Below are 17,780 nucleotides of genomic sequence, written 5' to 3'. Positions count from 1 at the left end.
AAGTCGCCGTGACCGCCGCCGTTCGCCTCGATGACCTCGCCACGCCCCGCTTCGGCGCCGAGGCGCAACAACTGCTCGACATGATGGCCTCGCTGGCGCCGGACTGCCCGCTGGATGCCGAGGCGTTGCATGCGAGGGCGGCCGCGGACACCGGCCTGGACGACTTCGGTGCGGACGACTATCGCGAACGGCTCGAGGTCTACCTCGCGGCGCTGCGCGACATCGACGGGCTGCACGAGGCCGGGGTGGTGAACTTCTTCGGGCAGCTGCTGCAGTTGCTCAAGAACCGGCTGTTGTTGACCGACCTGGTGCGCCGGCATCCGGAGATCGACGACATCGAGCTGCAGCCGCCGGTGGTGATCGCCGGCCTGCCCCGCACCGGCACCACGCATCTGCACAACCTGCTGGCGGCGCCGCCCACCTTTCGCACCATGCCCTACTGGGAAAGCGTCGAACCGTTCCCGTTGCCGGCCGAGGCCGGGATGGAGCCGGATCCCCGCCGGGCGCGGATGGACCTCGCGGTCGGGTTGATCAACACCGTGATGCCGCACTTCCCGCTGATGCACGAGATGACCACCGAGCACGTCCACGAGGAGATCCAACTGCTCGCCAACGATTTCTCGACCATGCTGTTCGAGACGCTGGCCGACGTGCCGCCCTGGCGCGAGTACTACCAGGCCCACGACCAGACGCCGCACTACGAGTACCTCGCCCGGCAACTCAGGGCCATGCAGTTCTTGCGGGGCGGGCGGCGCTGGCTGCTCAAGTCGCCCCAGCACCTCGAGCAGGTGCCGGTGCTCGATCGCGTATTCCCCGGCAGCATCGTGGTTTTCACGCACCGCGACCCGGTGCCGGTGGCGCTGTCGATGATCGCGATGATCACCTACTCCGCACGCATGCACCGGTCGCCGGTCCCCGTGGAACGGATCGCGGCGTCGTGGATCGACCGCCTCGAGCACATGCTCACCGCCCTGGTCCGCGACCGGGAAACCATCGGCCCGCAACGCTCGGTCGACGTCCGGTTCGACGACTTCATGACCGACGAAATCGGCGTCGCCGAACGCGTATACGTCCTGGCCGGCGAGCCGTTCACCGACGAGGTTCGAACGGCGATCGACGAGTACCTGGCCGGTCACCGCCGCGGCCGGCTCGGCAACATCGCGACGTCCTGCGAGATGTTCGGGTTGGACGAGGCCGACCTGCGTTGCCGCTTCGCGCCGTACGTCGAGCGGTTCCTGGCCTAACCGGCGGCGGGCCGCTACGTTCTCAATTCATGGTCACTATGCCCGCGCTGGACGGTGTCGAACACAGGTATGTCGATCTGGGGAGCGGTGTGACGATCCATGTCGCGGACGCGGGTCCGGCCGACGGGCCGGCGGTGATGCTGGTGCACGGCTTCCCCCAGAACTGGTGGGAATGGCACAACCTGATCGGGCCGCTGGCCGGCGACGGCTATCGCGTGCTGTGCCCCGACCTGCGCGGCGCCGGCTGGAGCTCGGCGCCCCGATCGACTTACACCAAGGCCGAGATGGCCGACGATCTGGCGGCCGTCTTGGATCGCCTGAATGTCAAGGCCGTCAAGCTCGTCGCCCACGACTGGGGCGGGCCGGTCGCGTTCATCATGATGTTGCGCCACCCGGCAAAGGTGACCGGTTTCTTCGGCGTGAACACGGTGGCGCCCTGGGTGAAACGTGATTTGCGCGCGGTTAGGAATATCTGGCGGCTCTGGTATCAGATCCCGATCTCACTGCCGGTCATCGGGCCGCGGATGGTCGGCAATCTCAACTCGAGGGCGAGCCGTCTGCTCGGGTCATGGGTGGGTGGCGGTTTCGCACTGCCCGAGGACGACCTCCGAATCTATGCCGAGTGCATGCGCCAGCCCGGCCACGCCGAGGCGGGTTCCCGATGGTATCGCAGCTTCCAGACCGGGGAAATGCTGAGCTGGATGCGCGGCGAGTACGCCGACGCCCGCGTCGAGGTGCCGGTGCGCTGGCTGACCGGTACCGAAGACCCGGTGATCACGGCGGATCTGACCGACGGATATGCCGACCACATCAGCGATTTCGAGGTGGAGCTGGTCGACGGCGTCGGCCATTGGATCATCGACCAGCGGCCCGAGCTCGTGCTCGACCGGCTACGGTCCTTCCTGCGCGGCGAAGGTTAACCGCCGGCGCCTCAGGGCTGGACGAGGATACGGATGGGGTTGCCCTGTTGACGCTCGAGTATCTCGATGCCGTGCGCCACGTCTTCCAGGGCGACGATCTCGCTGATCGACCGTGAAAGGTCAAGGCGACCAGCCGAAACCAGCTTCGCCAGGGTCTCGATGTCGACGTTCTGATAGCCCAGGTGACCGAGCACCTGCTTGCGGGTCAAGCCGAACAGGGAGGTGGGTCCGATGGTCGGAGCCTGCGCGCTCATGCCGACGCCCACCAGGCGGCCGCCCGGGGTGAGCAAATCGAGCGCCTGCTCGAACGTCGCTTTCAGCCCGACGGCGTCGAAGGCCGCATCCAGCAGCCGGCCGTCGGTGACGTCGGCGATCTTGTCCCTGAGCCCGTCGTCACGGGAGTCGAACGCGTAGTCCGCGCCCACGGCCAGGGCACGCTCCAGGACGGCGGGGTTGACGTCGATGGCGATGATCGGTACGGCACCGACCAACCGTGCGAGCTGGACGATATGGGTGCCTAGGCCGCCCACGCCCCACACGCCGACCGACTCGCCGACCGCGACCTTCCCGGTCCGGACGACCGCGCCGAACGGGGTGGACACCGCGTCGGCCAGGATCGCGGCCTGCTCCAGCGGAACGTTGTCCGGTACCCGGGTCAGGCCCGCCGCCTGAGCCACGGTGTACTCGGCCCAAGCCCCGTCGTAAGCGAACGCCATCAATTGGATCCGCAGGCAATTCACCACATCACCGCGCCGGCAGTTCGCGCATTTCTGGCAGGGCCGGCCGGCGGCAACCACGACGCGGTCGCCCTCGGCCCAGCCGGTCACGTCGGGGCCCAGCTTCGCGATGGTGCCCGACGCTTCGTGGCCCTGGATCACCACGGGCCGCTGAGCCGGGAAGGTGCCGTTGATCAGGCTCAGGTCGGGGTGGCAGATGCCGCAGAAGGCGACCTTGACCAGGACTTCGCCGGGACCGGGCTCGGGTATTGGAACGTCTTCAAGCGCAACCCTTTTGGTGTCCGCGTAAAAGCGCTCGGCGCGCATCGTCGTCGCCATGGGGTTAGTCGACGCCGATGGTGACTTCCGTGGACTTGATGAACACGGTTGCGGGCTGCCCGACCTTGAGGCCGAGATCGGTCGCGGCGTCCTTGGTGACCGAGGAGGTGACGACCTGGTCGCCGCCGTCGAGCTTCACCTTCACGATCGCCATCACGGTCCCGAGATCGACCTCGGTGATGGTTCCCTTGAGCTGGTTTCGGGTTGATAGCCGCATCGCGAGGTCCTCCGCTTGGTTGAGGGGTATGCGATGGAGCCTAGTGTCGCGGGCCGAGCAGGGCTATGGAGGCGTCGACGGCCGGCTCGACGATTTCCCGCACCGGCTTTCCGTCTTCGACGGCAAGGGCGGTGAGTTCGCGCAAACCGCCCAGCAGGATGACCGCCAGCGCCGCGGTCAGCGGGGGCAGTTCGGCCCGCTGGAACCCGGGGCTGGCGCTGAGGTCGATCAGCAGGCTGGACAGCAGCTGCAGCCCACGGCGCTGCACCGGGCGGGCGGCGGCACCGAGCGACGGAAGCTCCCGGATCCAGCTCAGCGTGATGGCCGGCCGGGATTCGATGTGGCCGACGTAGGCCTCGACGGCCTGACGAATCTGCTGATGCCAATCGGCCTCGGGGTCGACCGCTGCCGCGATGCACGCGCCGAGCTTTTCGTTGTCGGACCCCAGCAGCTCCAGGAAGCACTCTTCCTTGCTCGCGAACTGATCGTAGAAGGTGCGCTTGGACGTCCGGGCGTGACGAACGACGTCGGCGACGGTGCTGGCGCGGTAGCCGCGCTCGGCGATCGAGGTGGCGAGGCCGTCGAGCAATCGGAGCCGGAACGGGTCGCCGACAACCGCTTCGTCAGCCGTTGCTGTCGCCGCTGATGTCACGGCCGGCGCCCCTTTCGGTCGGTGCGGCACCCTTGTCAGGTCTGGTACCACAGAGTACCGTATCCTCAAAGGTTCTGGTACACCGCGGTACCACCCCGGGGGCCCGGGGCAGAAATGGGGAGTAGCCCGTCATGAGTGAAGCCGTCACCGCCCCACCGGCAACCATGCCCGTCCGGTTGCCCCCCGCGACCAGGCTGCCAAAGCTGTTGCAGGGGTTGGGTTTTGCGATGTCGCGGCGCGGGATGATCCAGCGGCTGGCCCGCAGGCACGGTGACGTCTTCACGCTGAACCTCCCCATCTACGGCCCGGTCGTGGTGGTCGCCGACCCGCAGCTGGCCAAGCAGATCTTCACCACCAGCCCGGACGAGCTCGGCAACATCCAGCCCAACCTGAGCCGGCTGTTCGGCTCCGGCTCGGTGTTCGCGCTCGACGGGGAGGACCACCGCCGGCGGCGGCGGTTGCTGGCGCCGCCGTTCCACGGCAAGAGCATGAAGAAGTACGAGGCGATCATCGAAGAAGAGACCTTGCGCGAGACCGCCGGCTGGCCGGAGGGCGAGGCCTTCCCGACGCTGCCGTCGATGATGCGCATCACGCTCAACGCCATCCTGCGCGCCGTCTTCGGGGCCGAGGGTGCCGAACTCGACGAGCTGCGCCGGCTCATCCCGCCGTGGGTCACGCTGGGCTCGCGGATGGCGACGATGCCGAAACCGCAACGCAATTACGGACGCTTCACCCCGTGGGGGCGGCTCGACGAGTGGCGCCGCCAGTACGACACCATCATCGACAGGCTGATCGAAATCGAGCGGGCCGATCCGAACTTCGACGAGCGCTCCGACGTGCTCGCACTGATGCTGCGCAGCACCTACGACGACGGTTCCGCCATGTCGCGCAAGGACATCGGCGACGAACTGCTCACGCTGCTGGCCGCCGGGCACGAAACGACCGCCTCCACGCTGGGCTGGGCGTTCGAACGGCTGACGCGGCATCCGGACGTGCTGGCGGCCCTGGTCGAGGAGGCCGACAATGGCGGCCAGGAGCTCCGACAGGCGACCATCCTGGAAGTCCAGCGGGCCCGGACCGTCATCGATTTCGCGGCCCGACGCGTCTATCCGCCGCGCTATCAACTCGGGGAGTGGATCGTTCCCCGCGGCGAATCAATCCTGGTGAGCATCGCGCAGATTCACGAAAATCCCGACGTGTTCCCGAATCCGGAGCGCTTCGACCCGCAACGGTACGTCGGGACCAAGCCGTCGGCCTTCGCGTGGATTCCGTTCGGCGGCGGCACCCGCCGCTGTGTGGGGGCTGCGTTCGCCAACATGGAGATGGACCTGGTGCTGCGAACGGTGTTGCGCCACTTCACCCTTGAAACCACGACGGCGCCGGGGGAGCGCTGGCACGGGCGGGGCGTCGCCTACACGCCGAAGGATGGCGGCCGGGTCGTGGTGCACCGGCGCTAAGCCGGAACGGGGCGCCTACTGGTCCGCGGTGGCCCGGCGCGGCAGTTTCCAGCCCGGGCGGATGTAGTGGCAGGTGTACCCGCTCGGGTAGTGCTGCAGGTAGTCCTGGTGCTCGGGCTCGGCCTCCCAGAAATCCCCGGCCGGGCTGACCTCGGTCACCACCTTGCCGGGCCACAACCCGGACGCCTCAACATCGGCGATGGTGTCCAGCGCAATCCGCTTCTGCTCCTCGTCGAGGTAGAAAATGGCCGACCGGTAACTGGGCCCGCGGTCATTGCCCTGGCGGTCTTTCGTTGTCGGATCGTGGATCTGGAAGAAGAACTCGAGCATGGTGCGATAGTCGGTGACCGCCGGGTCGTAGACGATCTCGATGGCCTCGGCGTGCGTGCCGTGATTGCGATAGGTCGCATTCGGGACGTCGCCGCCGGTGTAGCCGACCCGCGTCGAAACCACACCCGGTTGCTTGCGGATGAGTTCTTGCATCCCCCAGAAACATCCGCCGGCAAGTATCGCTTTTTGGGTTGCCATTGCTCGTCCTCCTCACGGGTCACGATGCCGCCCAGGCTACACTCCGCCGATGAGCTGCAACGGTGCCGCAAAATGACTACCCGTTCGTTCTCCCGCACCGAACTGGCCGCCGCCTTCGAGAGGTTCGAGGAGACGGTCGCCCGGGCCGCCGAGACGCGCGACTGGGACGCCTGGGTCGAGCAGTACACGCCCGACGTCGAGTACGTCGAGCATGCGGCGGGCACCATGCGCGGCCGCGACGAGGTGCGCGAGTGGATCAAGCAAACGATGACGACCTTCCCCGGCAGCCACATGGTCGCGTTCCCCACGCTGTGGTCGGTGATCGACGAGCCCACCGGGCGGGTCATCCTCGAACTGGACAACCCGATGCGCGACCCCGGCGACGGCAGCGTCATCAGCGCGACCAACATCACGATCATCACGTATGCCGGCGACGGCCAGTGGAGCCGTGAAGAAGACATCTACAACCCGCTGCGTTTCCTGAAGGCCGGGATGAAGTGGTGCCGCAAGGCCCAGGCGCTGGGCACGCTCGACGAGGACGCCGCGCGGTGGATGCAGCAATACGGAGGATCCCAGTGAGCAGCAAACCCAAATTGGTCATCGGCGCCAACGGCTTTCTGGGTTCCCACGTCACCCGCCAACTCGTCGCGGACGGTTTCCAGGTCCGGGCGATGGTGCGCCCGAATGCCAACACCCGCTCCATCGATGACCTCGAGCTCACCCGTTTTCACGGCGACGTTTTCGATGACGCCACGTTGCGCGAGGCGATGGACGGTGTGGACGACGTCTACTACTGCGTGGTCGACACCCGCGCATGGTTGCGTGACCCCGCGCCGCTGTTTCGCACCAACGTCGAGGGCCTGCGCAACGTTCTCGATGTCGCGGTCAGCCAACCCGACCTGCGCAGGTTCATCTTCACGAGCACCTACGCGACGGTGGGCCGGCGGCACGGGCACGTGGCGACCGAAGACGACGTGATCAGCCCGCGGGGACAGACCCCCTACGTGCAGGCCCGGGTGCAGGCCGAAGACCTGGTGATGCGGTACGTGGCCGAGGCGGGGTTGCCCGCCATCGCGATGTGCGTGTCGACGACGTACGGCAGCGGTGACTGGGGCGGCACGCCGCACGGTGCCTTCATCGCCGGCGCCGTGTTCGGCAAGCTGCCCTTCGGAATGAAGGGCATCCAGCTGGAAGTCGTCGGCGTCGACGATGCCGCGCGGGCCATGATCCTGGCCGCCGAACGCGGCCGCATCGGCGAGCGGTACCTGGTCTCCGAGCGGATGATCGCGTTGAACGACGTCGTGCGCATCGCGGCCGACGAGGCCGGGGTGCCGGCGCCGCAACGCTCGATCTCGGTCCCGATGCTCTACGCCCTTTCCGCGCTGGGCAGCCTGAAGGCCCGGCTCACCGGCAAGGACTCCGAACTCAGCCTCGCGTCGGTGCGCATGATGCGCGCCGAGGCCAACGTGGACAGCGGCAAGGCCAAGCGCGAATTGGGTTGGCAGCCGCGCCCGGTCGAGGAGTCGATCCGCGAGGCCGCCCGGTTCTGGGCCGCCATGCGCAGTCCGCGAAAGACCAGCCCGGCCGCACAGCCCGAATAGACGCCCGGGCCGTGGACCGAATACGCGTCGATCTCGACGGGCCGCCGCAGACGATGCTGGCGACGCTGTATGCAAAGGCGGTCGACGCCGACCTGCCGAACCCGATTCTGGGCGACCGTTATGCCAAAGAGGTCGTCGAGCGGATCGACTACGACTGGACGAAGACCACTATCACCGCGCGCAATTCATCGTCGGTGACGACTCGCACCGCGCACTTCGACATGTGGGCTCGCCAATTCCTTGACGCGCATCCGAGTGCGGTTGTCCTGCATGTGGGTTGCGGACTGGACGGCCGATATTTCAGGCTCCAGCCGAGCCCGCTGGTGGAGTGGTACGACGTGGACTACCCCGACGTCGCGGACCTGCGCTCCCGGCTCTACCCGGCTGCCCCGCACTGTCACGTCGTCGCCGCGTCGGTAACCGATCCAGCCTGGCTGGCGGAGATACCCGACGACCGGCCCGCGCTGATGCTCGCCGAAGGGTTGACCATGTATCTGTCCCAACAGGACGGCATAGCGCTGCTGCAACGGGTCGTTGATCGCTTCGAACGCGGCGAGCTGCAATTCGACGCGTTCAACCGGACGGGTATCAAGTCGCAGTGGATGAACGCGGTGGTGCGCCGGTCCGGGTCGAAGTTGAGCTGGGGCATCGACGGGCCGGGCGAGATCCTCCAGGCGGTGCACGGCACTCGACTGCTTTCCTGGGTGCGGTGGTTTGAATCAGAGACCTTCGAGCGGCTTCCGCGCATCTACCACGTGATGGGCAGGGTCATGGCAGTCGTTCCGGCCATGGCCAATATGTCCCAATATCACCGCTACGCATTCGGGGTGCCTGATCGGGAAGCGTCGGGCGCCGGCTCGTGTTGAAGCCTTTATCGGCGTCTAGGAGGAGACCATGAGCCATCCCGAAATCAAAGAGCCCAGTGCCGGCCACCCGATCACCATCGAGCCGACAAAGGGGCGGGTCCAGGTTCGCGTCAACGGCGAGGTGGTCGCCGATACGACGGCCGCGCTCGAATTACGCGAAGCCAGTTTGCCTGCGGTGCAATACATTCCGATGAGCGACGTGGTGCAAGACCGGCTGGCCCGCACGGACACCAGCACATATTGTCCCTTCAAGGGCGAGGCGAGCTATTACACCGTGACCACCTCCGCCGGTGACACCGTGGAGGACGTGATCTGGACTTACGAGCAGCCCTATCCCGCGGTCGCGGCGATCGCCGGGCATGTCGCGTTCTACCCGAACAAGGCCGAAATCAGCGTTTCTGCGTCCTAGAAAATCCACCCCGGCAGCGCGGCCTCGTGGGCCCGGGTGTCGCTGTACAGCCGCATCGAGACGATCAAGCCATCGCGGGTGTCGAAGATGCAGACGAATGGGCTGTCGTATTTGACGCCGGCGGTGGTGATGCCGCTGGCGTGCGCCTCGACCACCACGGTCTCTCCCTCGTTCACACACCGCACCAGGTCGATGGTCAGCTCGAGGTCCCGTTTGCGCCGCTCGATAGCTTGCCGGAACGCTTCCTTGTCGCACGAAGCCCGCGTGACGAGCGACCAGTAGGTGAAGTCGTCGCTGAGCAGTGAAAAACCCTCGTCGAGGTCGCCCCCGTCGCTCGTACTTTGCAGGAACATCCAAGCCAGTTCGCCCTGCGGGTCATCGAACGGCGTCATCACATCGCAATATTGACTTGGCACATCGTTAACGGTCAATCGGAGAGTTGGTCGGTGGAAAGCACGCGCACTGTCACGTTCCCCGGGGTGGTCAGCTTCGGGCACACGTTGGCGCCGCTTCGCCGAGGTCGCGGGGATCCGTGTTTTCAGGCTTCCGGTGACGGCACGATCTGGCGGACCAGCCTGCTGCCGACCGGACCCGTCGCCGCGCGGATCAGCCGTGTGGCCGCCAACGCCGCTCACTGTGTGGCGTGGGGTAGCGGCGGGCCGGAATTCGTCGAACGGTTGCCCGCGCTGCTCGGCCACGAGGACGACGCTTCCGATTTCGCGCCCCGGGACCCGATCGTTGCCGCCGCGCAGCGGCGGGTACCCCACTTGCGCCTCGGTCGTACGGGGCTGGTGCTGGAGGCGCTGATCCCGGCGATCATCGAGCAGCGGGTGCCCGGCGCCGATGCGTTTCGGTCCTGGCGCCTGCTGGTGTCCAAGTACGGGTCGCCGGCGCCGGGGCCGGCGCCGGCGCGAATGCGGGTGCCGCCCTCGGCCGACGAGTGGCGGCACATCCCGTCGTGGGAGTTCCATCGAGCCAACGTCGACCCGGGACGTGCGCGGACCGTGGTGACGTGTGCGCGTCGGGCCGCCGCGCTGGAACGGCTGGCGTCCCGTTCGCCCGCGCAGGCGCGCGAGGCGATGATGTCGTTGCCTGGGGTGGGGGAGTGGACCGCCGCGGAAACCGCGCAACGGGCGTTCGGTGACGCGGACGCGCTCTCGGTCGGCGACTATCACATCCCGAAGATGATCGGCTGGACGCTGGCGGGCCGCCCGGTCGACGACGCGGGCATGCTGGAGCTGCTCGAACCGATGCGACCACACCGCCACCGAGTGGTCCGGTTGCTCGAGGCCAGCGGGCTGGCATACGAACCACGGCGCGGCGCCCGGCTACCGGTGCAGCACATCAGCGAACTCTAAACGTGGTCATGGCCTCGTCGGTCCCGCGTTTTCGGCAACGGTCATCGGGTAACCAACGTCAAAAGACGTGACCGTGTGCGAAACGGAGGAAACCGATGACACAGTTCACCATCCCGGGGCTCACCGACAAACAGGGAGCGCGGCTGACCGAACTGCTGCAAAAGCAACTGAGCACTTACAACGATCTTCACCTGACGCTCAAGCATGTCCACTGGAATGTGGTGGGGCCCAACTTCATTGGCGTGCATGAGATGATCGACCCGCAGGTCGAAGCGGTCCGCGGTTTCGCCGACGACGTTGCCGAGCGCATTGCGGCCCTGGGCGGATCACCGCAGGGTACGCCGGGAGCCATCATCAAAGACCGCACCTGGGACGACTACTCCGTCGGCCGCGACACCGTTCAGGCTCACCTGGCCGCGCTCGACCTCGTCTACACCGGCGTCGTCGAAGACATCCGCAAGTACATCGAGGAGACCGAGGAACTCGACCCGGTCACCCAGGATCTGTTGATCGATCAGGCCGGGAACCTGGAGAAGTTCCAGTGGTTCGTCCGGGCGCACCTGGAGAGCGCGGGTGGGCAATTGACCCACGAGGGCTCGACCACCGAGAAGGACGCCGCCAGCAGCGCGCGCGGTTCCTAGCGGGCCGGCGAATCCGGGTGCTGCACGCCGTCTTTGGGCGCGAGGACGTTGACGCGGTCGCCCACGGCGAGCCGTAGTGTGGCGTCGGCATCGACGAGCCGCCGATTGTGCAGCACGGAGACGGGGAAGTGACCGTCCGGCCAGTCGAGGTCACCGAGAACCCGGCCTACGGCGGTCGAATCGCCGGCCAGGGTGTGTTCGACGATGCAATACCCGTCGAGTTCACTGTGCGGGTCGTGTTCGGCGGCGGGTCGCGGCTCGACCCAGTCCGCAGCCGGTTGGCCCGTGGCGACGTCCGGCTGGACGTCCGTGAAGTGGGCCCCGACCGCGCGCAGCACATTCTGGTTGGTCAGCCACCCCTGAACAGACCGGGCCTCGGTGTCGATGACGGGCAGCCCGTCGCGCCCATAGAGGACGAGCTGACGCAGGGCTTGGGCGAGGCTGTCGTTGGCGAACAGCGCCTGCGGTTCGCGCACGCGCGTGACAGGGCCGAGCAAGGCCGTCAAGTTCTGATCGGCATTTCCGACGGCGCGGGTCAGGTCCAGTGGAATGGCGAACGGATGCATGGCGTCGGCCGCGGTGAGGTCGGCGAACGCATGGGTAGGAGTGGGGCGGTCGATGTCGATGCCCCGGCGCAGCAGCTTCGTCGTGTAGATGGTTCCGTAGGAAACCCCCCGCGACACGGTAGTGCCGACCGCTACGGCCAACATGACCGGCAGGGTAAGGGTGAAATCGCCGGTCATTTCGACGGTGCTCGCCAGGGCGGTGAGCGGGGCGCGCGCTGCGGAGGCGAACACGGCACCCATGCCGACGATGGCGTAGAGGGCGGGGTGCCCGACGGCCGTCCCGATGGTGTGCTGGACGAACAGCCCGAAGGCCATGCCGGAAGTGGCCCCGACGAACAGCGAGGGCGCGAACACCCCGCCCGAGCCGCCGATCCCGATGGTCAGGCTGCAGGCCAGCATTTTGCCGGCGGCGAGCACCAGTAGGAGCCACAGCGCGTAGTGGCCGGCGAAGGCGGCGTACATCACCGGGTAGCCGACACCGTAGAGCTGCGGCACCGCGAGCAGCAGCAGGCCGAGCACGATCCCGCCGACCGCCGGCCGCGCCCAATCCGGGCGCCCACCCCACGCCCGGTCGCAAAGATCTTCGGTCTTGTACAGGACATTTTTGAAGAGGATCCCGATCAACCCGGCGATCGCCGCGAGGAGCGCCACCAGCAAGTAGTTGGCTATGTGATTCAGCTCGATGCCGGCAGGCAACTGGGTGAGGAAGGGGGCCGAGCCGAAAAACACGCGGGCGACCACGTCGGCGACCATCGACGACAGCATGATCGTGAAGATCGCCTCGACGGACAGTTCACGCAGGATCAGCTCGACGGCGAAGAACACCCCGGTGATCGGGGCGTTGAAGGTGGCCGAGATGCCGCCCGCCGCGCCACAGGCCACCAGCACCCGCAGCCGATTTTCCGGCATTCGCACCCACTGGCCGAGACCGGAGGCCAGCGCCGCGCCGATCTGAACGATGGGTCCTTCACGGCCGACCGATCCGCCCGTACCGATGCACAACGCGGAGGCCAGGGCTTTCACCACGGTCACCTGCGGACGGATGCGGCCACCGTTCTCCGCCACCGCGATCATGACTTCCGGGACGCCATGGCCGCGAGCCTCCCGGGCGAACCGCGAGATCAGCGGCCCGTACAGCAATCCGCCGATGACAGGGATGATCACGAAGAAGCCAATTCCCAACCAGGGCAAATGGTCGCTGCCCACCCAACCGTCCTGGCCGAATTCGTCGTGTCCGGTCGCCAACCAGGTGAAGCCGTAGATCAGGTAGCGGAACGCCGCCGCGCCCAGGCCGGCGCCGAGCCCGACGACGATGGCCGCACAGAACAGCCCGACCCGGTTCGCGCGCAGCCAACCGGCGAACTGACCCACGGCTCTGGACACTGGCCGGATCGGCAGAACCGTAGCCGTGGCCGCCACATTTTGACCCATCCACGCATCCTTCCCCCCACGGCCGCATTTTGCTTGTCGGCCGCCTCTGGATCGTGCACGCCGCTGCGACCATTTCCTGCAGCAAATATTGCCCTACGCAACTTTTCGCCGCGACGGCAGCACCGGGGAATAACTGGACCGCGGTCCGGTTATTCGGGGTAGTTCTCATTACGGAGGTCATATGCCCGCTATCACCGCCAACACGTTGACGTTGCCCCGCGTCGGTGTCGCCGCACCCGCCGACACCGAGCGCCCGGTCCGGTCGATCACCACAGGGCCGCGCGGCTACGAGGGCGAGGGCTTTCCCGTGGTCCGCGCATTCGCCGGAATGAGCGCTGCCGCCCTTGACCCATTTGTGCACATGGATCAGATGGGCGCGGTGGAGTACGAGCCCGGCGAGCCGAGGGGCACGGACTGGCACCCGCACCGCGGGTTCGAAACGGTCACCTACATGATCGACGGCAAGTTCGCTCACCAGGACTCCCACGGCGGCGGCGGCCTGATCACCGACGGCGCGACGCAGTGGATGACCGCCGGTTCGGGGATCCTGCACATCGAGACGCCGCCCGCAGAACTGGTCGACAGTGGCGGCCTCTTTCATGGCATCCAGTTGTGGGTGAATCTGCCGAAGAGAGACAAGTTCGCGCCGCCTCGGTACCAGGCCATCGACGGTGGTGACGTGCAGTTGATCTCGTCCGACGACGGCGGGGCGCTGGTCCGCATCATCGCCGGGGAAGTCGACGGTCACCGCGGCCCCGGAAGCACTCATACGCCGATCACGCTCGCCCACGCCACGATCGAAACCGGCGCCCGACTGAACCTGCCGTGGCAGCGCGATTTCAATGCGCTCGTGTACGTGTTGTCGGGCAGCGGATGTGTCGGTCCGGTTGCTCACCCGATTCGCGAGGGCCAATTGGCGGTGCTGGGCCCCGGAGATCGGATCACGGTGGGCGCCGATCCGGCACAGGAATCGTCGCGCACGACCGCGATGGATGTGCTGATTCTGGGCGGTCGACCCATTCGCGAGCCGGTATTCCACTACGGGCCTTTCGTAATGAACTCGCGTGCGGAATTGGTTGAAGCGGTGCAGGACTACCAGGCCGGGAAGTTCGGCAGCATTCCGCCAAACGCGCTAATGCCGCACCGTGGCGGTGGCACACTTTAACGATGTCTTCAGGGGTGGGTCGCAGGCCTGGACGCCCCCCTGCCGCAAAGGCGGACGAGACGCGCCAGCGAATCATGCGGGCCGCTCGCCTGGTGTTCAGCGAACGCGGTTACGACGGCGCCACGTTCCAGGCGATCGCGGCCCGCGCTGATCTGACCCGTCCGGCCATCAACCATTACTTCTCCAGCAAGCGCGTCTTGTATCGCGAGGTATTGGAGCAAACCAACGAAGCCATCATCGGAACCGGCATCAAAGTGGCCAGCCGCGAGACCACTCTGGCGGCGCAGCTGACGGCATTCATCACCTCCGCGGTGCAAGCGAATTCGGAGAATCCCGCCGGATCGGCGCTGATAATTTCCGGGGTGCTCGAGTCGCAGCGGCACCCGGAATGGAACAAGACCGAAAACGAGTCAGTCCGGGCCGTCCGGGAATTCCTGGATCGAGTCATCAAGCACGCGATCGAGCGCGGCGAGGTTGCCGCCGACATCGACGCGTCGGCGCTGATCGAGTCGCTGGTCGTCATCATGTGCGGCGTCGGCCTGTACGCGGGCTGGGTGGAGAGCCCCCAGCAGATGCTGGCCGTGACCGGAATGCTGCGGCAGCTGATGGAAGGCGGGCTGCTGCGGCCGGAGGCCTAGCCGATCGCGCGGGCAGTGAAGTTGCGCACAAAGCGTATAGGCTAACTAACTTATCCCGGTAGCATGGCCCCGTCATGACTGATGTGGACGCGTCGTTACCGCCTTCCCTGAGATCTGCCGGCGACAGCTGGGCCATCACCGAACTCGTCGGTGCCACCGCGCTGGGCGTCGCCGCCTCGCGCGCGGCGGAAACCGCCGGAAGCAACCCGTTGATCCGCGACGAGTTCGCCCGCGTTCTGGTCTCGTCGGCCGGCCCGGCATGGGCCCGGCTCACCGATCCCGAATTGGCGTGGCTCGACGGCGACGAGCAGGGCCGCCGCGCGCATCGGATGGGCATCGACTACCAGGCCGTGCGTACCCACTTCTTCGACGAGTACTTCGCCGACGCGGTGCAGGCCGGCATTCGGCAGGTGGTCATCCTGGCCGCCGGGTTGGACTCGCGGGCCTACCGCCTGAATTGGCCGGACGGCACCGCGGTCTACGAGATCGACCAGCCCAAGGTGCTGGAATACAAGACCGGGATCCTGCAGCAGCACGGCGCCGCCCCCGCCGCGAGCCGCCGCCCTGTCCCCGTTGACCTGCGCGACGACTGGCCCGCGGCGCTGGCCGCGGCGGGCTTCGACCGCACGCGACCGACCGCCTGGCTCGCGGAGGGCTTGCTCCCGTACCTGCCAAGCGACGCGCAAGACCGTCTGTTCGAGACTTTCACCGCTCTCAGCGCCCCGGGCAGCCGGGTCGCCATCGAGGCATTCGGCCTGAACTCGCGGAGCAATTCACAGCGCTGGCTGCGGATGCGGGAGCGGCTCGGCCTGGACGTCAACGTGCAGGCGCTGACCTACCACGAGCCGGACCGTTCGGACGCGGCCCAGTGGCTGACCGACCACGGCTGGCAGGTGCGAGCCGTGGACAACCGCGAGGAGATGGCCCGGTTGGGCCGCCCGGTACCCGAAGACCTGGCCGAAGACGCCGTGCGCAGCGTGCTGCTGCGGGCGCACCTCGGCGAGCCGACCGACTGACTTCCGCCCGAGGATCAAGGAGCAATTCAATGAGCTCACTGCGCACCCACGACGACACCTGGGACATCAAGACCAGCGTCGGCAGTACCGCGGTAATGGTCGCCGCCGCCCGGGCCGTCGAGACCGAACGGGCGGACGCCCTCATCCGCGACCCGTACGCCAAACTTCTGGTCACCAACGCCGGTGCCGGGGTCTTGTGGGAGCACATGCTCGACCCGGATGTCGCGGCCAAGATCGAATCCCTCGACGCCGACTCCGCGGCGCAGCTCGAGCACATGCGCGGCTATCAGGCGGTGCGCACCCACTTCTTCGACACCTACTTCAAAGACGCCGTCGCCGCCGGAATCCGGCAGGTGGTAATCCTGGCGTCCGGCCTGGATTCCCGCGCGTACCGCCTCGACTGGCCGGCCGGCACGGTGGTGTACGAGATCGACCAGCCCCAGGTCTTGGACTACAAGTCCGCGACGCTGGCGGAAAACGGCGTGACGCCGTCGGCCGAGCGCCGCGCGGTGGCCATCGACCTGCGGCAGGACTGGCCGGCCGCGCTGCGCGACGCCGGCTTCGACCCGTCGGCGAGGACCGCCTGGCTGGCCGAGGGCCTGCTGATGTACCTGCCGGCCGAGGCGCAGGACCGGTTGTTCACCCAGATCGGCGAACTGAGCCCGGCCGGAAGCCGGGTCTCGGCGGAAACCGCGCCCGCGCACGCCGACGAGCGCCGGCAGCAGATGCGCGAGCGGTTCAGGAAGGTCGCCGACGAACTGGGCATCGAAGAGACCGTCGACGTCGGCGAGCTGATGTACCGCGACGAGCACCGCGCGAACGTCGCCGACTGGCTCAACAACCACGGTTGGCGTGCTCAGGCGCAGCGCTCGACGGACGAGATGCGCCGGCTGGGCCGCTGGATCGAGAACGTCCCGCTGGCCGACGACAAGGACGCCTTCTCCGACTTCGTCATCGCCGAGCGGCTGTAATGCCGCGCTCGCTGGACGACTCCTGGGACATCGCCACCAGCGTCGGCGCCACCGCGGTGATGGTCGCCCTGGCCCGCGCCGCCGAGACCGCCAGCGACTCACCGCTCATCCGCGACCAGTTCGCCGAGCCGCTGGTCTCCACACCCGAGCTGGCCGGAGTCCGCGAGCAGGTGGCGGCCTGGTGGGCGGGCGAGCCGGACGACGACTCCGGTGGCGACGCCCCGGACCCCAACCACATGATCAACTACCAGGCGGTGCGCACCCACTTCTTCGATGCGTACTTCGCCGACGCCGTGGCGGCGGGTATCCGGCAGGTCGTGCTTGTGGCCGCCGGATTGGATTCGCGTGCCTACCGCCTGGACTGGCCGGCCGGCACCGTGGTGTACGAGATCGATCTACCCAAGGTGCTCGAGTACAAGACCGAGACGCTGGCGAGCCACGGCGCCGAGCCCACCGCCGACCGCCGGGCCGTGCCCGTCGACCTGCGCCACGACTGGCCAAAGGCATTGCGCGAGGCCGGTTTTGACGCTAGCCGGCCGACGGCGTGGCTGGCCGAGGGGCTGCTGCCATTCCTGCCCGCGGCGGCGCAGGAGGCGCTGTTCGCCTCCATCGATGCGCTGAGCGGACCGGGCAGCCGGGTGGCGGTGGAGAACTTCGGAGTCGACGAGGAGAAGCGCCGCGAGGCCGAGCAGAGGTGGCAGGAACTGCGGGCCAAGCGCGAAGCGCGCGGCCAAGACACCTCGTTCAACCCCTTCGACCTCTGGTTCTCCGACGAGGGCCGGCCCGATTGCGCCGAGTGGTTCGCCGCGCACGGCTGGACCACGCGCACGGTGAGCGCGCGCGACGAGGGCCAGCGGCTGGGCCGCGCGCCGCAACCGGAGGACCGGCCGTTCGCGAACAGTTTCGTGGCGGCGTCCAAACCCTGAGCCCGTTCGCCGGATCAGATCCTTTCTACTGCTCTCCCAACCGGATGGTTAGGATCGCGGTTATCACCCATGAGCGCTCGTGCGACGAGCAGCGGGCGCATCGGGATGACCGAAGCAGG

At 67.4% G+C, this 17,780-nt stretch carries 20 protein-coding genes; 14 read left to right on the top strand and 6 right to left on the bottom strand.

Going from position 1 to position 17,780, the window contains the following annotated elements:
- The first annotated feature begins 8 nt into the window (after positions 1–8).
- Together A5750_RS08745 and A5750_RS08740 are read left to right on the top strand one after the other, a co-directional pair.
- Entirely contained in the window at positions 9–1,244 is a 1,236-nt protein-coding gene (locus tag A5750_RS08745) for a sulfotransferase (RefSeq protein ID WP_067262085.1), read from the top strand.
- A gap of 29 nt (positions 1,245–1,273) precedes the next feature.
- Entirely contained in the window at positions 1,274–2,164 is an 891-nt protein-coding gene (locus A5750_RS08740; protein WP_067262084.1) for an alpha/beta fold hydrolase, read from the top strand.
- An 11-nt stretch (positions 2,165–2,175) separates the two neighbouring features.
- On the opposite strand, the gene A5750_RS08735 is transcribed toward A5750_RS08740, so the two are convergent.
- From A5750_RS08735 to A5750_RS08725, 3 genes are read right to left on the bottom strand one after another with little or no spacing between them, the layout of a single operon-like run.
- Positions 2,176–3,219, bottom strand: a complete 1,044-nt coding sequence (locus tag A5750_RS08735; RefSeq protein ID WP_067262081.1) for a zinc-binding dehydrogenase — start codon at positions 3,217–3,219, stop codon at positions 2,176–2,178.
- A 4-nt stretch (positions 3,220–3,223) separates the two neighbouring features.
- Positions 3,224–3,436, bottom strand: a complete 213-nt coding sequence (locus tag A5750_RS08730) for a molybdopterin-binding protein (protein ID WP_066949331.1) — start codon at positions 3,434–3,436, stop codon at positions 3,224–3,226.
- A gap of 40 nt (positions 3,437–3,476) precedes the next feature.
- Positions 3,477–4,088, bottom strand: coding sequence for a TetR/AcrR family transcriptional regulator (locus tag A5750_RS08725; RefSeq protein ID WP_067262079.1), 612 nt, complete (start codon positions 4,086–4,088; stop codon positions 3,477–3,479).
- A gap of 131 nt (positions 4,089–4,219) precedes the next feature.
- Between A5750_RS08725 and A5750_RS08720 the strand changes: the two genes are divergently transcribed.
- Positions 4,220–5,545, top strand: a complete 1,326-nt coding sequence (locus tag A5750_RS08720; RefSeq protein ID WP_067262077.1) for a cytochrome P450 — start codon at positions 4,220–4,222, stop codon at positions 5,543–5,545.
- A gap of 15 nt (positions 5,546–5,560) precedes the next feature.
- On the opposite strand, the gene msrA is transcribed toward A5750_RS08720, so the two are convergent.
- On the bottom strand, positions 5,561–6,073 hold the full coding sequence (gene msrA, locus A5750_RS08715) for a peptide-methionine (S)-S-oxide reductase MsrA (RefSeq protein ID WP_066949340.1): 513 nt from the start codon (positions 6,071–6,073) through the stop codon (positions 5,561–5,563).
- Positions 6,074–6,145: 72 nt separating this feature from the next.
- Here msrA and A5750_RS08710 point away from each other — a divergent pair, with 72 nt between their 5' ends.
- Genes A5750_RS08710 through A5750_RS08695 form a run of 4 tightly spaced genes read left to right on the top strand, consistent with a single transcriptional unit; the run spans position 6,146 to position 8,949 of the window.
- The gene (locus A5750_RS08710; RefSeq protein ID WP_067262146.1) at positions 6,146–6,652 is read left to right on the top strand and encodes a nuclear transport factor 2 family protein; all 507 of its coding nucleotides are present in this window, start codon (positions 6,146–6,148) and stop codon (positions 6,650–6,652) included.
- Positions 6,649–7,674: an NAD-dependent epimerase/dehydratase family protein gene (locus A5750_RS08705; protein WP_067262074.1), complete on the top strand. Its 1,026-nt coding sequence runs from the start codon at positions 6,649–6,651 to the stop codon at positions 7,672–7,674. Before A5750_RS08710 ends, A5750_RS08705 begins: the two co-directional genes overlap by 4 nt.
- 20 nt (positions 7,675–7,694) lie before the next feature.
- Positions 7,695–8,540 (top strand): class I SAM-dependent methyltransferase, encoded by an 846-nt coding sequence (locus A5750_RS08700; RefSeq protein ID WP_066949512.1) that lies wholly within the window; start codon positions 7,695–7,697, stop codon positions 8,538–8,540.
- A 28-nt stretch (positions 8,541–8,568) separates the two neighbouring features.
- Positions 8,569–8,949, top strand: coding sequence for a DUF427 domain-containing protein (locus A5750_RS08695; RefSeq protein WP_067262072.1), 381 nt, complete (start codon positions 8,569–8,571; stop codon positions 8,947–8,949).
- On the opposite strand, the gene A5750_RS08690 is transcribed toward A5750_RS08695, so the two are convergent.
- A complete protein-coding gene (locus A5750_RS08690; RefSeq protein ID WP_066949349.1) occupies positions 8,946–9,344 on the bottom strand; it encodes a nuclear transport factor 2 family protein in 399 nt (132 codons plus the stop codon). The genes A5750_RS08695 and A5750_RS08690 overlap by 4 nt on opposite strands.
- 51 nt (positions 9,345–9,395) lie before the next feature.
- On the opposite strand from A5750_RS08690, the gene A5750_RS08685 reads away from it, so the two are divergent.
- Both A5750_RS08685 and dps read left to right on the top strand, forming a co-directional pair.
- Complete coding sequence (locus A5750_RS08685) at positions 9,396–10,307, top strand: DNA-3-methyladenine glycosylase (RefSeq protein ID WP_066949351.1); 912 nt, start codon at positions 9,396–9,398, stop codon at positions 10,305–10,307.
- A 95-nt stretch (positions 10,308–10,402) separates the two neighbouring features.
- Positions 10,403–10,948, top strand: coding sequence for a DNA starvation/stationary phase protection protein Dps (gene dps, locus A5750_RS08680; protein ID WP_066949353.1), 546 nt, complete (start codon positions 10,403–10,405; stop codon positions 10,946–10,948).
- Here the strand turns inward: dps and A5750_RS08675 are convergent.
- Positions 10,945–12,945, bottom strand: coding sequence for a chloride channel protein (locus tag A5750_RS08675; RefSeq protein ID WP_066949356.1), 2,001 nt, complete (start codon positions 12,943–12,945; stop codon positions 10,945–10,947). The two genes, dps and A5750_RS08675, sit on opposite strands and share 4 nt — an antisense overlap.
- 181 nt (positions 12,946–13,126) lie before the next feature.
- On the opposite strand from A5750_RS08675, the gene A5750_RS08670 reads away from it, so the two are divergent.
- The 5 genes from A5750_RS08670 to A5750_RS08650 all read left to right on the top strand — a co-directional run bounded on the left by A5750_RS08670 (position 13,127) and on the right by A5750_RS08650 (position 17,661).
- The gene (locus tag A5750_RS08670) at positions 13,127–14,110 is read left to right on the top strand and encodes a pirin family protein (RefSeq protein WP_066949359.1); all 984 of its coding nucleotides are present in this window, start codon (positions 13,127–13,129) and stop codon (positions 14,108–14,110) included.
- 2 nt (positions 14,111–14,112) lie between these two features.
- Entirely contained in the window at positions 14,113–14,748 is a 636-nt protein-coding gene (locus A5750_RS08665) for a TetR/AcrR family transcriptional regulator (RefSeq protein WP_067262069.1), read from the top strand.
- Between the two features lie 74 nt (positions 14,749–14,822).
- Entirely contained in the window at positions 14,823–15,764 is a 942-nt protein-coding gene (locus A5750_RS08660; protein WP_067262067.1) for a class I SAM-dependent methyltransferase, read from the top strand.
- Between the two features lie 38 nt (positions 15,765–15,802).
- On the top strand, positions 15,803–16,735 hold the full coding sequence (locus A5750_RS08655; RefSeq protein ID WP_156659296.1) for a class I SAM-dependent methyltransferase: 933 nt from the start codon (positions 15,803–15,805) through the stop codon (positions 16,733–16,735).
- Complete coding sequence (locus tag A5750_RS08650; protein ID WP_066949372.1) at positions 16,735–17,661, top strand: class I SAM-dependent methyltransferase; 927 nt, start codon at positions 16,735–16,737, stop codon at positions 17,659–17,661. Before A5750_RS08655 ends, A5750_RS08650 begins: the two co-directional genes overlap by 1 nt.
- Positions 17,662–17,780: the final 119 nt, after the last annotated feature.

The sequence above is a fragment of the Mycobacterium sp. 852002-51613_SCH5001154 genome (assembly GCF_001667425.1).
GTDB lineage: Bacteria > Actinomycetota > Actinomycetes > Mycobacteriales > Mycobacteriaceae > Mycobacterium.
Note: the sequence above shows the minus strand (reverse complement) of the source record. Positions and strands in the feature narration are given on the sequence as shown.

Coding starts and splice junctions, on each gene's coding strand:
- A5750_RS08740 (WP_067262084.1), top strand. CDS start 1,274: ATGGTCACTATGCCCGCGCTGGACGGTGTCGAACACAGGTATGTCGAT.
- A5750_RS08735 (WP_067262081.1), bottom strand. CDS start 3,219: ATGGCGACGACGATGCGCGCCGAGCGCTTTTACGCGGACACCAAAAGG.
- A5750_RS08675 (WP_066949356.1), bottom strand. CDS start 12,945: ATGGGTCAAAATGTGGCGGCCACGGCTACGGTTCTGCCGATCCGGCCA.
- A5750_RS08710 (WP_067262146.1), top strand. CDS start 6,146: ATGACTACCCGTTCGTTCTCCCGCACCGAACTGGCCGCCGCCTTCGAG.
- A5750_RS08660 (WP_067262067.1), top strand. CDS start 14,823: ATGACTGATGTGGACGCGTCGTTACCGCCTTCCCTGAGATCTGCCGGC.
- msrA (WP_066949340.1), bottom strand. CDS start 6,073: ATGGCAACCCAAAAAGCGATACTTGCCGGCGGATGTTTCTGGGGGATG.
- A5750_RS08650 (WP_066949372.1), top strand. CDS start 16,735: ATGCCGCGCTCGCTGGACGACTCCTGGGACATCGCCACCAGCGTCGGC.
- A5750_RS08730 (WP_066949331.1), bottom strand. CDS start 3,436: ATGCGGCTATCAACCCGAAACCAGCTCAAGGGAACCATCACCGAGGTC.
- A5750_RS08695 (WP_067262072.1), top strand. CDS start 8,569: ATGAGCCATCCCGAAATCAAAGAGCCCAGTGCCGGCCACCCGATCACC.
- A5750_RS08670 (WP_066949359.1), top strand. CDS start 13,127: ATGCCCGCTATCACCGCCAACACGTTGACGTTGCCCCGCGTCGGTGTC.
- A5750_RS08665 (WP_067262069.1), top strand. CDS start 14,113: ATGTCTTCAGGGGTGGGTCGCAGGCCTGGACGCCCCCCTGCCGCAAAG.
- A5750_RS08720 (WP_067262077.1), top strand. CDS start 4,220: ATGAGTGAAGCCGTCACCGCCCCACCGGCAACCATGCCCGTCCGGTTG.
- dps (WP_066949353.1), top strand. CDS start 10,403: ATGACACAGTTCACCATCCCGGGGCTCACCGACAAACAGGGAGCGCGG.